This is a genomic window from Xanthomonas sp. WHRI 1810A, assembly GCF_040202885.1.
Taxonomy (GTDB): domain Bacteria; phylum Pseudomonadota; class Gammaproteobacteria; order Pseudomonadales; family Pseudomonadaceae; genus Aquipseudomonas.
In genome coordinates this window covers 171276-186293 of the sequence record NZ_JBEGED010000005.1, presented here as the reverse complement: position 1 = coordinate 186293, position 15018 = coordinate 171276, and the positions used below count along the sequence as shown (strand labels likewise).

At 60.5% G+C, this 15018-nt stretch carries 13 protein-coding genes; all 13 read left to right on the top strand.

Translation table 11 applies throughout. The annotated features are described in order from the left end of the window. The first annotated feature begins 37 nt into the window (after positions 1-37). Positions 38-2956, top strand: a complete 2919-nt coding sequence (locus ABQX22_RS10155; RefSeq protein WP_349799036.1) for a TIGR00180 family glycosyltransferase — start codon at positions 38-40, stop codon at positions 2954-2956. A 23-nt stretch (positions 2957-2979) separates the two neighbouring features. Continuing rightward, a complete protein-coding gene (pseB, locus tag ABQX22_RS10150; RefSeq protein WP_349799034.1) occupies positions 2980-3981 on the top strand; it encodes a UDP-N-acetylglucosamine 4,6-dehydratase (inverting) in 1002 nt (333 codons plus the stop codon). After that, a complete protein-coding gene (gene pseC, locus ABQX22_RS10145; protein ID WP_349799032.1) occupies positions 3978-5135 on the top strand; it encodes a UDP-4-amino-4,6-dideoxy-N-acetyl-beta-L-altrosamine transaminase in 1158 nt (385 codons plus the stop codon). The genes pseB and pseC overlap by 4 nt, the downstream gene beginning before the upstream one ends. Further along, positions 5132-5833, top strand: coding sequence for a pseudaminic acid cytidylyltransferase (gene pseF / locus ABQX22_RS10140; protein ID WP_349799030.1), 702 nt, complete (start codon positions 5132-5134; stop codon positions 5831-5833). The genes pseC and pseF overlap by 4 nt, the downstream gene beginning before the upstream one ends. Further along, positions 5830-7341 carry a UDP-2,4-diacetamido-2,4,6-trideoxy-beta-L-altropyranose hydrolase gene (gene pseG, locus ABQX22_RS10135; protein WP_349799028.1) on the top strand — a complete coding sequence of 504 codons (1512 nt, stop codon included), beginning with the start codon at positions 5830-5832 and terminating at the stop codon, positions 7339-7341. The genes pseF and pseG overlap by 4 nt, the downstream gene beginning before the upstream one ends. Further along, complete coding sequence (gene pseI, locus ABQX22_RS10130) at positions 7331-8386, top strand: pseudaminic acid synthase (RefSeq protein WP_349799026.1); 1056 nt, start codon at positions 7331-7333, stop codon at positions 8384-8386. Before pseG ends, pseI begins: the two co-directional genes overlap by 11 nt. 323 nt (positions 8387-8709) lie before the next feature. Then, positions 8710-9636, top strand: a complete 927-nt coding sequence (locus ABQX22_RS10125) for a ketoacyl-ACP synthase III (protein WP_349799024.1) — start codon at positions 8710-8712, stop codon at positions 9634-9636. 96 nt (positions 9637-9732) lie between these two features. Further along, complete coding sequence (locus tag ABQX22_RS10120) at positions 9733-11028, top strand: motility associated factor glycosyltransferase family protein (protein WP_349799022.1); 1296 nt, start codon at positions 9733-9735, stop codon at positions 11026-11028. After that, positions 11025-11288 carry a hypothetical protein gene (locus ABQX22_RS10115; protein WP_349799020.1) on the top strand — a complete coding sequence of 88 codons (264 nt, stop codon included), beginning with the start codon at positions 11025-11027 and terminating at the stop codon, positions 11286-11288. Before ABQX22_RS10120 ends, ABQX22_RS10115 begins: the two co-directional genes overlap by 4 nt. Positions 11289-11339: 51 nt before the next feature. Next, positions 11340-12002 carry a hypothetical protein gene (locus tag ABQX22_RS10110; protein ID WP_349799018.1) on the top strand — a complete coding sequence of 221 codons (663 nt, stop codon included), beginning with the start codon at positions 11340-11342 and terminating at the stop codon, positions 12000-12002. 362 nt (positions 12003-12364) lie between these two features. Beyond that, positions 12365-13387 (top strand): flagellin N-terminal helical domain-containing protein, encoded by a 1023-nt coding sequence (locus tag ABQX22_RS10105; protein ID WP_349799016.1) that lies wholly within the window; start codon positions 12365-12367, stop codon positions 13385-13387. A gap of 315 nt (positions 13388-13702) precedes the next feature. Next, entirely contained in the window at positions 13703-14551 is an 849-nt protein-coding gene (locus ABQX22_RS10100; protein WP_349799014.1) for a flagellin domain-containing protein, read from the top strand. Between the two features lie 81 nt (positions 14552-14632). Beyond that, positions 14633-15010: a flagellar protein FlaG gene (locus ABQX22_RS10095; protein ID WP_349799012.1), complete on the top strand. Its 378-nt coding sequence runs from the start codon at positions 14633-14635 to the stop codon at positions 15008-15010. Positions 15011-15018 lie beyond the last annotated feature (8 nt).

Below are 15018 nucleotides of genomic sequence, written 5' to 3'. Positions count from 1 at the left end.
CAGCTTTTTGGCGATAGACACAGTTTTAGGAAGCGCTATGCACAGTATTCAGGGTTCTGAAAATAACTTGCCGCTCAACGATCAACTCACCGTCGTGGTGATTACCCATAACAGGCCTGCGTTCCTGCAGCGCACATTGCAGTATTACAGCACGCTGCCATGCCGGGTATTGGTCCTCGACTCGTCGCAACAGACGAATGACGTCGAGGTGAGTTTCTCGAACGTGGACTATCACCACCTGCCGCAGTTTGCCTATCTGGGTCTGCAGGAAAAGGTGAGTCACGGTGTCGGCCTTGTCACCACGCCCTACATGACGTTTGCGCCCGATGACGACTTCCTGATGCACGACGCACTGGTCGAATCGGTCAATTTCCTGGCCGGGAATCCCGACTACAGTCTGTGCCACGGTTACTGCCTGATGTATCTGAGCTACGGCAACCAGGTCGAGTACATGCGCCGGGACAAGAAAGTCTGCGAAGACTTCTCGTCTGATGCTCCCGATCGCGTTCTGAGCTACCTGGATCAGTACATTCCGCCATTTTATGCGGTGACACGCACGCAGATCCTGCAGGACTGGTATGCAGCGTTACCGGAACACACCGGATTTGAACTTCAGGAATTCGGTCACGCCTTTTATCTGCTGGCGCGCGGCAAGGCCCGGATCCTGCCCATTCCCTATGTGGTGCGTGAGGCGAACTATATCGCCTCGGACCACCAAACCGACATCCTGCAGAAAATCTGCGATCCGTCAGCGCCGGCAGTCGCCGAACGCCAGCGCTTCGCCGAATTTCTGGGCGGACTGGAAACGCCGTTTCCAGGGCTGGAACGCGACGCGCTGGAGCAGTTGGTGCATTCAGGTTATGCGGCGCTCAGAACCTGTCTGATCGAGCAGCGATCGCTGACGCTCAAACCTATTTTTACATCGCATTGGGACGAGGTCTTCACCCCGGTGCGACGAATGTTCGGCCCGCACCAGTTCGTCGAAATGCCGTTTTACAACCAGCCCTTTTTCGATGTCCTCACGCAGCTCGAATTTCTGATTCACGCCATGCCGGCCGGAAAGCTGCAGTTGCAACAACTGGAGGGCATCTGGACACGTCAGGAAAACCTGCTGCGCCTGCATGGCAACGACAGCGATGAAACCATCGCCAATCGTCTGTGGGAGGCGATGGCCCTCAATATCTTCAATCCGCACGTGATCTCAAGGCTTGCCGCAGTGATGACCGAGGACGAGCAGGCCAGCGAAGTCGAACAATTGACGGCGTGGCTGGCGCGGATCAATGCGGTCAGAAAGCAGGACTATCGCGAGCGGTTCGCGCAGATGCCGTCAGGGCGACTGCTGGACTGGATGCAGGCGCGCCAGCCGTCAGCGGATGAACTGTCGGCCATCAATCATCATCTCCAGGCCCAGGGCGGGGGACCGGTATTCGGCATTTTCCTGCTGGACCTGGAAGAGGACATGGACAAGTTGCAATCCACCCTCGACAGCCTGGTGGAGGGCTACTGCAAGTCGTTCAAAGTGGTGGTCTTCACCACCGGTGAACCCCCCACGGCGACCTCCGCGCAAAACACGCTGCACTTCGTCAAGGTGAGCAAGACCAACTACATCGACAAACTCAACCAGGTCGCGCAGCAGTCTCGCTGCGACTGGTTGCTGCTGGCCGAGGCCGGCGATCAGTTCACCGGCGCCGGGCTTTTGCGCGCCAGCCTCGAATTGCAGGCGGCGCCGCAGTGTCGAGCTGTCTATGCCGACGAAATTCAGCGCCAGCCCGGTGGCGCGTTGAGCCATGTCATGCGACCGGGCCTGAACCTGGATTTGTTACAGAGTCATCCGGCGCAAATGGCGCGTCACTGGCTGGTGCGTCGCGATGTGTTGGTGGACGCGGGCGGCTACTCGAAAGATTTCGCGCAAGCGCTGGAGTTCGAGCTGGTGATGCGGTTGATCGAGAAAGGCGGCCTCGACTGGTTGGCGCATCTGGACGAGCCATTGCTGATCTGCGAGGCACCGCTGCCAGAGGAAAACGCTCACGAACGCAAGGCCCTCACACGTCACTTGACCGCGCGGGGCTACAAGGCACAGGTCGATGCTGTGCGGCCCGGCACGTGGCGCATCGATTATCGACACAGCGATCGACCGCTGGTATCGATCGTCCTGAGCAGCGGTGACAACCTGGAAACGTTGCAGCGCTGCCTGGCGAGCGTGCTATTGCGGACTCGCTACAGTCACTACGAAGTATTGTTGGTGGACAGCCACAGCCAGTCGCCGGAAGTCGAGATGTGGCTCGGACATCAGGAGCAGGGCCGCGTCAGGGTCATACGCGCCGAGGCGCCGTTGAACGGAACTCAATTGATCAATCAAGCCTGCAGTGAAGCCGCAGGCGACTACCTGGTCCTGCTATCGGGCGAGGCACAGGTGGTGAACGCGAACTGGATCGAGTCGCTGCTCAACCATGCGCAGCGGCCCGAAGTCGGTGTGGTCGGGGCCAAGTTTGTCGACGCGACCGGCATCGTCACCGGTGCCGGTCTGATCCTGGGCATGAACGGCGGGGTTGGATCGGCGTTCGTCGGCGACCACAAGGACGCAGCCGGTTACTTGCAACGTTTGAGCGTCGAGCAGAATTACTCGGCGGTTTCAGGCGCGTGCATGATGGTGCGCAAGGCGCTTTACGACGAAGTCGGCGGTCTGGACACCGAACATTTTGCCGGGGCCTTAAGCGACGTGGACCTGTGCCTGAAAATCGGTCAGGCCGGTTACCTGACGGTGTGGACACCGCAGGTGCTGGTGGTCCATCCCGGCACGCTGCCCCAGGCGCCGGTGGCGTTGGCCGCGCTCCAGGAAAAATGGGCGGGCGCGTTCGGGCATGACCTGGCGTACAACAAGAACCTGGCCCTGAGCGGAAAAGGATTCACCCTCGGCAACGCCTCCAGTGTGAACTGGGCGCAGTTGCTGGCTTAAGGTCGACGATAAAGGACACAGCCATGTTCAACGGCAAATCAGTTTTCATCTCCGGCGCGACCGGCTCGTTTGGGCGGATGTTCATCCGCACGTTGCTTGAGCGCTACCAGCCCAAGCGCGTGGTGGTGTTCTCCCGCGACGAGCTCAAGCAATACGAGATGCAGCAGGAATTCAACGCCCCGTGCATGCGCTACTTTCTGGGTGATGTGCGCGATGCCGAGCGCCTGCATCAAGGCATGCGCGGCATCGATTACGTGGTGCACGCGGCAGCGCTCAAGCATGTGCCGGCCGCCGAGTACAACCCAACCGAATTTATCCGCACCAACGTCAACGGCGCGGAAAACATTATTTCCGCAGCGCTGGCCAACGGCGTCGCCAAAGTCATTGCGTTGTCCACCGACAAGGCTGCCAGCCCGATCAACCTGTACGGCGCCACCAAGCTGCTGTCCGACAAGCTGTTCGTGGCGGCCAACAACATCGCCGGCGAAGAGCAGACCCGTTTTGCGGTGGTGCGCTACGGCAATGTCGCCGGTTCCCGTGGCTCCATCGTGCCGTTTTTCAACAAGCTGATCGCCGGCGGCGCCACCGAGTTGCCCATCACCGATGCGCGCATGACCCGCTTCTGGATCACCCTTGATCACGGGGTGGATTTTGTGCTGCAGAGCTTCGCCCGCATGCACGGCGGCGAAGTGTTCGTGCCCAAGATTCCGTCGGTGCGCATCGTCGACCTGGCCCAGGCCATGGCCGCCGATTTGCCCCACAAGCTGGTGGGCATTCGTCCCGGCGAGAAGCTGCACGAACTGATGGTGCCTCAGGACGACGCGCGCATGACCCTGGAATTCGACGATCACTACACCATCGTGCCGTCGATCCGCTTCAACAACGTCGACGCCGATTTCAGCCTCGACGCCAGCGGCGCTCAGGGCAAGGCGGTGGCGGACGATTTCGAATACCGCTCCGACACCAACCCGGATTTCCTGTCCGTGCGCCAGATCGGCGAACTGCACGCCGACATCGCCCCATGATTCCTTACGGCCGCCAGAGCATCGATCAGGCTGACATCGACGCCGTGGTGCAGGTGCTCGAATCTGACTGGCTGACCCAGGGCCCGAGCATTGAGCGCTTTGAAACCGCCATGGCGGCGCGCTGCGAGGCAGGTTTTGGCGTGGCGGTGTGCAATGCCACGGCGGCGCTGCACATCGCGTGTCTGGCCCTGGACCTGGGGCCGGGCGACCTGCTGTGGACCAGCCCCAACACCTTCGTTGCCTCGGCCAACTGCGCGCGTTATTGCGGCGCCGACGTGGATTTCGTCGACATCGATCCGCTGACCTGGAACCTCGATGCCGTGGCCCTCGGGCACAAACTCGAACGTGCCGAGCAGGCCGGTCGATTGCCAAAAGTGCTGGTGGCGGTGGCGTTTTCCGGCCAGAGCTGCGACCTGCGGGCCATGGCCGCGCTGGCCGAGCGCTATGGTTTCGCGATCATCGAAGACGCCTCCCATGCCGTCGGTGCGTCCTACGCCGGGCGACCGGTGGGCTGCTGTGAATTCGCCGCCATGACCGTGTTCAGTTTTCATCCGGTGAAAATCATCACCACCGGGGAGGGCGGACTGGTGCTGACCAACCGCCCCGAACTGGCCGCGCGCTTGCGTTCGCTGCGCAGCCACGGCATGACCCGCGACCCGGCGCAGATGACCGAGGCCAGCCACGGTCCCTGGTATTACGAACAGCGGGAGCTGGGTTTCAACTACCGCATCACCGACATTCAGGCGGCGCTGGGTCTGTCGCAGCTGAACAAACTCGATGGCTTCCTGGCGCGACGCCGCGAGCTGGTGGCGCGTTATCAGGCAGCCCTGGCGGATCTGCCCCTGACGCTCCCAACCGCGCAGCCCGAGGCCGAATCCGCCTGGCACCTGTACGTGGTCCGGGTGCAGACCGAGCGGCTGACGATCAGCCATCGCCAGGTGTTTGAAGCCCTGCGCGCGGCCGGCATCGGCGTCAACCTGCATTACATTCCCGTGCACCTTCAGCCGTATTACCGCGCGCTGGGTTTCCAGCCGGGTGATTTTCCCGAAACCGAGGCCTATTACGGCCAGGCCATCAGCCTGCCGATGTACCCGGCATTGACCGACGCGCAACAAGATGAAGTGATCGGGCAGCTCAAGCGGTTGCTGCTGTGAACGCCGTGGCGATCATCCCGGCCCGTGGCGGCAGTCAACGCATCCCGCGCAAGAACCTGAAGCTGTTCAACGGTGAGCCGATCATCGTGTGGTCGATCCGCGCCGCGCTGAACAGTGGCCTGTTCGACCGGGTCGTGGTCAGCACCGATGACGAGGACATTGCCCGCGTTGCCCGTGAGCACGGTGCCGACGTGCCCTTCATGCGCCCGGCTGGACTGGCCGATGCCTTCACCGGCACCGCTGCCGTGATCAGCCACGCCATCGCGGCGCTGGATCAGTCATTCGATCTGGTGTGCTGCATTTACGCCACCGCGCCGCTGCTTCAAACCCGCTTTCTGCGCCTGGGGCATGCGGCGCTCACTGCGTCGCCAGATGCCTCGTATGCGTTCTCGGTGTGCAGCTTTGGCTTTCCGGTGCAGCGCGCCTTGCTGGTTGATGAAAGCGGTGCGCTGGCGCCGATGCACCCCGAATACCGCGACGTGCGTTCTCAGGATTTGCCCGCGGCGTATCAGGACGCCGGGCAGTTCTATTGGGGCCGCTCGCAGGCCTGGTTGCGCGGCGATGTGATTTTTTCGCCCCGCAGCCTGCCGGTGATCCTGCCTCGGCATCTGGTGCAGGACATCGACACCGAAGAGGACTGGCTGCGCGCCGAATACCTGTACGCCGCGCTCAAGGCCGGCGGGGAGTTGGAGGCGTGAGGGTGCTGATCCGGGCCGACGCGTCGGTCGCCATCGGCAGCGGGCACATCGCCCGCTGCGTAACACTGGCCGAGGTGCTGCGCAAGAACGGCGCCGAGGTGGTGTTCGCCTGTCGGCAGTTGACGGGTCACTTGTTGCAGCGGCTTCAGGGGCAGGGGTTTGTCGCTCACGCTTTGCCGGGCGCCTATCCAGATGAGCAGGGCGACGAGCAGGGCGCTGACATCGAAGCGCTGCTGCCGTGGCAGGCAGACATCGACGCGCTGGCTGCAGTGTTAACAGAAGACGTGGGGTTCGACTGGCTGATCGTCGATCACTACGGCCTAGACGCCCGATGGGAAACTGCCGCACGACGGTTTGCCGACCACCTGATGGCGATTGACGACCTGGCCAATCGGCCCCATGCCGTGGACCTTTTGCTGGATCAGAATTACTCGGCGCAGGCACTGGATCAGGCCTATTCGCCCTGGGTCGGCGCCGCCTGCCGCACCTTGCTCGGGCCGCGCTTTGCCTTGCTGCGCGAGCCTTTTCACTGCACGCCCGTCGAGATTCGACCGCAGGTCAAGCGGGTGGTGGTCAATTTCGGCGGGTTCGATGCCGCGCGCCAGGTGCACGCTGCGATGCTCGCGCTGGAGGGGTTCGACGCGCTGGAAATCGATTTCGTCGCCGGTCTGCACAACCCCGATTGGGAGGCGATGCGTGCACTGACCGCCCGCCGTCCGAACTGGCGCCTGCACACCCTGGTCAGCGATTTCTTCAGCCTGCTGCGCCAGGCGGATCTGTTCATCGGCGCTGGCGGCGGTACGACGTGGGAGCGCGCGGCGCTGGGGTTGCCGACGATCTGTGTGTCGGTGGCCAACAATCAGCAGCTCAACGCGCAGCTGATGGCGCAGGCCGGCGGGCATCTGTACCTGGGCCCCCATGAACAGCTGGAACCTCAGCGCCTGATCGACGCCATTGCCGTGATGTGCGCCAACCGCGAGCTGCGCCAAAGCTTCGCCAGCCGTTCGTGCAAGTGGGTCGACGGCCTGGGTGCCCAGCGCGTCGCCACGGCGTTGATGGCCCCGGTGCTGGCCTTGCGCCCGGCCACCGACGAAGACGCCACCCTGCTGTTCGAGGGACGCAATGCCGAATCCGTGCGGCGCTGGGCGTTCAACGGCGAGCTGATCGAGTGGGACAGCCACCTACGCTGGTTCAATCAGAGCCTGATCAATGCCCAGCGTCTGCTGCTGATCGCCGACACCGGCCAGGGCCCCGTCGGCGTCTTGCGTTACGATCGGGAAGGCGAGCGCGCCGAGGTCTCCATTTATCTGCTGCAGGGCCAGGCGGGCATGGGCTGGGGCAGGGTGCTGCTGGACAGTGGCGAGCGCTACCTGCGCCAGCACTGGCCGGACGTGCGAATGATCGAAGCCCGGGTCATGGCCGGGAATGAAGTGTCCGTCACCCTTTTCAAAAAGGCCGGCTACGTGCAGGCCGAGCAGCATTTTCAGCGAGTGATCAATGATGAATAGTTTCAAGATCGGTTCACGCACGGTGGGCGCCGACGCCCCGCCGTTCGTCATCGCTGAAATGAGCGGCAACCACAACCAGTCGCTGGATCAGGCGCTGCGCATTGTCGACGCCGCCGCCAAGGCCGGTGCCCACGCACTGAAACTGCAAACCTACACCGCCGATACCATGACCCTGGACATCGCCGAGGGTGAATTCTTCATCAAGGACCCCGACAGCCTGTGGGCCGGGTCGTCGTTGTATTCGCTGTACGAAAAGGCCCACACGCCGTGGGAATGGCACGCGCCGATCTTCGAGCGGGCGAGGGCGCTGGGCATGCTGGCGTTCTCCACGCCGTTCGACGAGACCGCCGTGGACTTCCTCGAAAGCCTCGACGTGCCGGCGTACAAGATCGCCAGTTTTGAAAACACCGACATTCCGCTGATTCGTCGTGTGGCCGCCACCGGCAAGCCGATGATCATCTCCACCGGCATGGCCAGCATCGCCGAACTCGACGACAGTGTGCGCGCGGCCCGCGATGCCGGCTGCACGGACCTGGTGTTGCTCAAGTGCACCAGCACCTATCCGGCGTCTCCTCTTAATAGCCATATCCGCACCATCGCCCATTTGCGCGAGCTGTTCGGCTGTCAGGTCGGGCTGTCCGATCACACCATGGGCGTTGGCGTGTCCGTGGCGGCGGTGGCGATGGGGGCCACGGTCATCGAAAAACACTTCACCCTGGACCGCGCCGACGGCGGGGTTGATGCAAGCTTCTCCCTGGAACCTGCCGAACTGGCCAGCCTGGTGATCGAGACCGAGCGCGCCTGGCAGGCCCTGGGTCAGGTGCACTACGGCGCCACGGCGGCCGAGCAGAAATCCCTGGTGTTCCGCCGCTCGCTGTACGTGGTCAGGGACATTGCGCCGGGCGAGACCCTGACCACCGACAACGTGCGGGCCATCCGTCCGGGGCTTGGTCTTGCGCCCAAACACATCGACGCCGTGCTGGGGCGCAAGGCTCGAACGGCACTCAGGCGCGGCACACCGCTGAGCTGGGAAGGGCTTGAGTAACCCGTGCTATCGGCAGGGCTCCACGTGCGCGACACAAATACGTGACCTCTTCATGTCAATTGCCTGTCTGGCGCACAATCTGGCCTTGCGCAGCGCTGACCGCTCAGCTAAAAGCTTGTAAAACTTTTGGTGACCTATGGGTCATAACGCGCATCTTCACTGTATCGTGCACCGGGGGATGCAGGCATCGGGTTGATTTCAGAGACTTTCTGGAAGCCCCGCACTGCTGCCATTGCCTTTTTTTTCGGCCGCAAGCCCCTGATTTCAATGCCGCACCTTTCTGTTTGCGGTGATGTTCAGCAGTTTTTTATTGGGAAGCCATGATGATTGGCATCAAAAGCATAGCGAGTTATGTGCCAGCAACCGGCGTTGACAATTACGCGCAGGGTGCCAAATTCGGAAAGGATGATGAATTCATCCTCGGCAAGATCGGTTCCGCTTTTCTGCCACGCAAAGATGACACTCAGGAGACCTCCGATCTGTGCGTCGAGGCCGTCAACAAGCTGTTCGCCAACAACCCGCAGCTCAAGCGTGAGTCCATCGATGCGTTGATCGTGGTCACGCAGAACGGCGATGAAGAAGGCCTGCCGCACACCGCCGCCATCGTCCAGGACAAACTGGGCTTGCCGACCCATGTGGCTGCGTTCGATATTTCCCTGGGCTGCTCGGGTTATGTCTACGGCGTCTACGCGCTCAAGGGCTTCATGGAAGCCGCAGGCCTGAAGAACGGCTTGCTGGTCACCGCCGACCCGTATTCCAAGATCGTCGACCCCGAAGACCGCAACACCACCATGCTGTTCGGCGACGCCGCCACGGCCACCTGGATGGGTGAAGACGCCCCCTGGCAGCTGGGCAAGGCCAAGTTCGGCACCGACGGTTCCGGCGCGCCATTCCTCAAGACCAGCAACGGCGTGTTCTTCATGAACGGTCGTCAGGTGTTCAACTTCGCACTGCTCAAAGTCCCGGCGCACCTGCACGAGCTGCTGGAAGAATCAGGCCTCAAGTCCGACGACATCGACGCCTTCTGTATCCACCAGGGCAGCGCGGCGATTGTCGACGCCGTGGCCCGGCGCTTCGAAGGCGAGCCGGAGAAGTTCTTGAAGGACATGCTGGAGACCGGCAACACGGTGTCTTCGAGCATTCCCTTGCTGCTGGAAAAGCACGTGCTGGATTCCAGCTGGAAGCGCATCGCAATCAGCGGCTTTGGCGTAGGCTTGTCCTGGGGGTCGGCAATCATTTATCGTCCCTGACCTGACGCGCTGGCCTGAACGGCGACCTGATCTTCAGGTCGCCGTTTTGCTTTAAGCGCTGAAAAAAGCGCCGATCACAAGGAACGGACTGCGGTCATGAATGAAATCTTCCAGCGCAACCACGCCGTCCTCGCGCAACGCTGGCCGACACTCGCGCAGCGCCTGCTGGCCGAGGCGGTCGACGCCGTTGACGCCGAGCTGGTGGAAGGCCAGACCCCGACCCTGCGGGTGTCCGGCATCCAGCTCACCAGCCGCCATGACCGGATCAAAGAAGCGCAGCTTCAGGCCGACAGCCTGCCCGCCGATGCGACGCAGGTGCATGTCTACGGCACCGGACTGGGCGATCTGCAGCGTGTGCTGTTGGCAGCGCCCACCCTTGAGCGACTGCATGTCCATATCCTTAACGGGGCGTTGTTCGCGCTGGTTCTTACCCTGCTGGAGCAGGAGGACTGGCTGTCCGATCCTCGGCTGACGCTGTCGTATGCCGGGGAGGCGACGGAGATCCAGCTGCCGTTTTTTGCGCTGCCCGCCGAGCTGGTGCTGGCCGATGACGGCAGCGCGCGGATTCGCGATCGACTGATCAGCGAGGTGCACGTGGCGTTCACCAACCAGAGCTTCGACCCCGAGACGCCCGCGAACCGGCACGCACTGCAACAGGGGCGGGCGCTGTTACAGAATGACCCCGACGTGGGCGAGCTGTTCGGCACGCAAGCGGGGCGAGAGGTGTTCGTCATCGCCACGGGGCCGAGCCTTGAGCAGCATTTACCACGCCTGCGCGCCGTGCGGGCCAGCGCTGAGCCGCCGCTGTTGGTCTGTGTCGACACGGCCTTGGGGCCTTTGCGCAGACAGGGCATCGACCCTGATGTGGTGGTCAGCATTGACCATCTGATCAGCGCGCGGCACCTGGCGCCGGAAAACACCGCCCACATCACCCTGGTGTACCTGCCGCGGATTGATGAAAAAGTCCTCAGCGCCTGGCAAGGGCCTCGGTATGTCGGCTATTCCAACAGCGGGTTGTATGAACAGCTGCGCCAGCAGATCCCTCGGGCGCAGTTGTTCGTCGGTGGCAGCGTGATCCATCCGGCCATCGACCTGGCCGTGCAGATGGGCGCCTCCCGCATCACACTGTTCGGCGCCGACTTCGCCTTCCCCGGCGACAAGACCCACACCGGCTGGCAGGACGGAGAGCTGGGGCCCAAGGCTGGCGTGTCCCGGCATTGGGTGCTCGATGGCCGTGGCAACAAGGTCAAGACCCAGCTCAACTTCCGTGGCTATCTGATCGAGCTGGAGCGCTACATCGCCCGGCATCCCGAGGTGACGTTCTTCAACACCAGCCGCGATGGCGCGCTGATCGTCGGCACCGCCTTCGACCCGGACTGGACAGCGCCATGACCGCCCTCGATGCCCTCATCACCGAAGCACGCCGTTGCGCGGGGCTCTTTCGCCTGGGCCGCGACATCGAAGCCGCCCTGGCCATGGTCGAGCTGATCGACTCCGCCATGCCGTTGGTCAACGCTCGCCCAATGGTCGAACAGCAGGGCTGGGGCCAGATATTGAGCGCGATTCTGGATTGTCAGGAACGGCAGGACTGGATCGGGTTGGCTGATTGGCTGGAGGTAGAATTTGTCGTGGCGCTGCAACGTGCGCAGTGACAGCGCTGAAGACCCACTGATCGCCGTGTTCGGCCTCATTCAGGACCGTTTATGAACCCTTCGTTAAACATAACCGGTCTCGGCCGAAATGGACTGCTGGCATTCACCACCCGGCAGATTGCACACATGTTGCCGGACGGCCGGGATGAGCACGTACGACCGGTTATTGACCGCTATCTGGATGAGGCGCTGGTCCGGCTCCAGGTCTGTATCAATGCGGTGAAAACCTGGGCGCCCGATCAGTTTGATTACCTTCATTCCTCTCAGTACTGCACGTATTTGTATTTCCTTTCCAACACGATTTGGCGCGACTGCGGCGACACCGAGGTGCCGACCAAGCTTTTTTTACTTAACAAAATGCTGAACGGTCTGGACCTGTTCTACGAAATCAACATGCCGGACATTTTTTTCATCGGTCATTCCACCGGCATTGTCTTCGCCAAAGCCAGCTATTCAAGGTATCTGGTGGTCTACCAGAACGTCACCGTCGGTAAAAATCATGGCGTTGCGCCGACGCTGGATGAGGGGGTGATTCTTTACCCCGGTTGCGCGGTGATCGGGGAGTGTCATATCGGCAAAGAGGCACTCATCGCCCAAGGCGTCAGTGTGATCAGCACAGACGTAGCGGCGGGCTGCATCGCGTTCGCCGACGCGGGCGGGTTGATTCAGAAGCCATCGCGGCGACGCATCATCGAAGATTTCTTTCGCTTCTGACCTGACCTGACCGACCGAGGAGGGGCGCTCGAACCGCAGCGCGCCCCGCCAACATTCGCCGAGTAACTTTCCCGAAGTATTCTAATTAAAGATTCTTCCTACACTACGAAGTTATTACTTCCTAAACAGTGTGGTTGTACTGCGTTTTTCTCAAAAAAATATTTAAGTTTTTTAATAGTGAGTACAGACACTGACTTAAGCGTGAATATCCCCGACAGTTGTAGTGGGTGCATATGGTCAGCGCGCAGTCAGTGGCTAAAGCCGGTTTTTCACTCGTCGATAACGAAGTTGTAGGTTTTCCGGGAGACATGGACGTCACCTGTTTCGGACAGCCAACCGTTTCCACTACGAGGGATTTAAAAATGGCTTTAACCGTTAATACCAATATTGCGTCGTTGTCTGTTCAAAAGAATCTGAATAACGCGTCTGAGGCTTTAAGTACATCCATGACCCGGTTGTCTTCAGGGCTTCGGATCAACAGTGCCAAGGACGACGCGGCGGGCATGCAGATTGCCACACGGCTGACCACTCAAATTCGTGGCCTCACAGTTGCGGCCAGAAACGCTAATGATGCTATTTCCTTGATTCAAACAACGGAGGGTGCACTGCAGCAATCAATAGGCATTCTTCAGCGTATGCGGGAACTGGCAGTCCAGGCGAAGAACGGTAACAACAGCCCAAGTGATCGTGCGGCATCGGACAAAGAGTTTGGTGAAAAGGTCGCCGAGTTAAATCGTCTTGCGGGCAGTACCAAATTTGGCCAGGACTTGAAATTGCTCGATGGGAGTGCGGGTATCCTGACGTTCCATGTTGGCGCAAACACCGGGCCAGACGAACAGATTGATATTGCGCTGACGCAAAGTTTCTCCGCCACCGCCATGTTCACGGCTAAAGCTGATATCGCGGCTGTCACGGCAACAGCAGGGGTTGCTGCTGCTGGCGGTAACCCGGCAACTCCGGCGGTTGTCGGTAACAAGGCCGTCACGACCGGGGATGACATCACGCCGAAGATTGACGGTACCGGGATCTATGAAGGTCTTGCTCGAGCCAATCCACTGGCACCTACGCCGGAAGAACTGGCGCTGGAGTCGGCAGTGGCGGCGAAGAACATAGACGAGGCCATTCTTCAGATCGATCAGGCGTTGGCCACGGTGTCTGCTGCTACCGCTGAGCTGGGCGCCAAGCAGAACCGCCTGACGTCGACCATTGCCAACATCACCAACATCGTGGAAAACGTCACCGCCTCTCGTGGTCGTATAGAAGACGTCGACTTTGCCGCCGAGACCGCCCAACTCACCAAGCAGCAAACCCTGCAACAGGCGTCCACAGCGGTGCTGGCTCAGGCCAATCAGTTGCCGGCGGCGGTGCTCAAGCTGCTGCAATAACGCCTTATCGTTCTTTAACAACTTCACCCGTTTCTACGCGGCATGCTGATCCCGGGCACTCTCTTGGGAGTGTCCGGTTAAAAATTCTTTGTGAATGAGGAAATTAACGTCGTGATTAAAGCTTGAGGCCTTTTCGCCGAAACCATGGGTATCCCCCGTCAAAAGCAGGGGTGGCGCTCTGGTGGCAAATAAATTTGAAATTGTCCTCAAGCTCCTTGCAGATACGACGATAACTATTACGAAGGTTCTCTAGGCCAAACCCGGCAGTTGCCAGGGCCGGAAAGCCGTAGTACCCAAATCATTGAGGAATTCATCATGTCTTTAGGCGTAAACACTAACGTTGCTTCCCTGTCTGTTCAGAAGAACCTGGGCAAAGCTAGCGACGCTCTGGCAACTTCGATGCAGCGCCTGTCCTCCGGCCTGAAAATCAACAGCGCCAAAGACGACGCCGCCGGCCTGCAAATCGCCACTCGCGAAACTTCGCAAATCCGTGGTCAGACTGTAGCAATCAAGAACGCCAACGACGGCATCTCGATGGCTCAGACCGCTGAAGGCGCTCTGCAAGAATCCACCAACATTCTGCAACGCATGCGTGAACTGGCTGTTCAGTCGCGAAACGACACTAACGGCTCGTCTGACCGTACCGCTCTGAACGCTGAATTCGCTCAGATGTCGGACGAATTGACCCGTATCTCGGCTTCGACCAACCTCAACGGCAAAAACCTGCTGGACGGTTCGGCTGGCACCATGTCCCTGCAAGTTGGTTCGGACGTTGGTTCGGCCAACCGCATCGACCTGGTACTGAGCGGCAAATTCGACGCCACCTCCCTGTCGGTTGCAAGCGGTTCCCTGGCGATCTCCGGCACCAGCTCCACCGCTTCGGGCAACATCGATAACGCGATCACTGCAATCGACGCCGCTCTGGCGAAGATCAACAGCACTCGTGCAAACCTCGGTGCTTCGCAAAACCGTCTGACCAGCACCATTTCCAACCTGCAAAACGTCAACGAAAACGCCACCGCTGCACTGGGCCGTATTCAAGATACCGACTTCGCAGCTGAAACCGCTAACCTGACCAAGCAGCAGACTCTGCAACAGGCTTCCACCGCTGTTCTGGCACAGGCCAACCAATTGCCATCCGCTGTACTGAAGCTGCTTCAGTAATATCGGCAAAGGGTTTTGGCGGGGGAGCGTGCTAGTCATGCTTTCCCGCTTTTTACTTTGTAGAGGTCAACAGACATGGATATGAGCGTTAAGCTGAGCTTGTCTTATCCGGCGGTGCAGCCAATGCCCTTGGTGGCTGACAAGTCGGCGTCGATGTCTCCCGTGATTCGAGCGCCCACGCCGGCTGCATCGGCGGACGCGAATGCCGATACACGTAAGAAGTCAGACTCGGATAACACCGAGGCGTTGAAAACGGCCGTTCAAGACATCCAGAAGTTTGTTCAGTCAGTGCGACGCAACCTGGAGTTCTCTATCGATGAGGCTTCCGGCAAAGTCGTGGTCAAGGTCATTGCCAGTGAAACGGGCGAAGTGGTGCGGCAGTTGCCGTCTGCCGAAGCCTTGAAGATCGCAGACAGTCTGCAGAACGCACACAGTCTGTTGTTTGACGCAAAAGTGTGAATGGCATG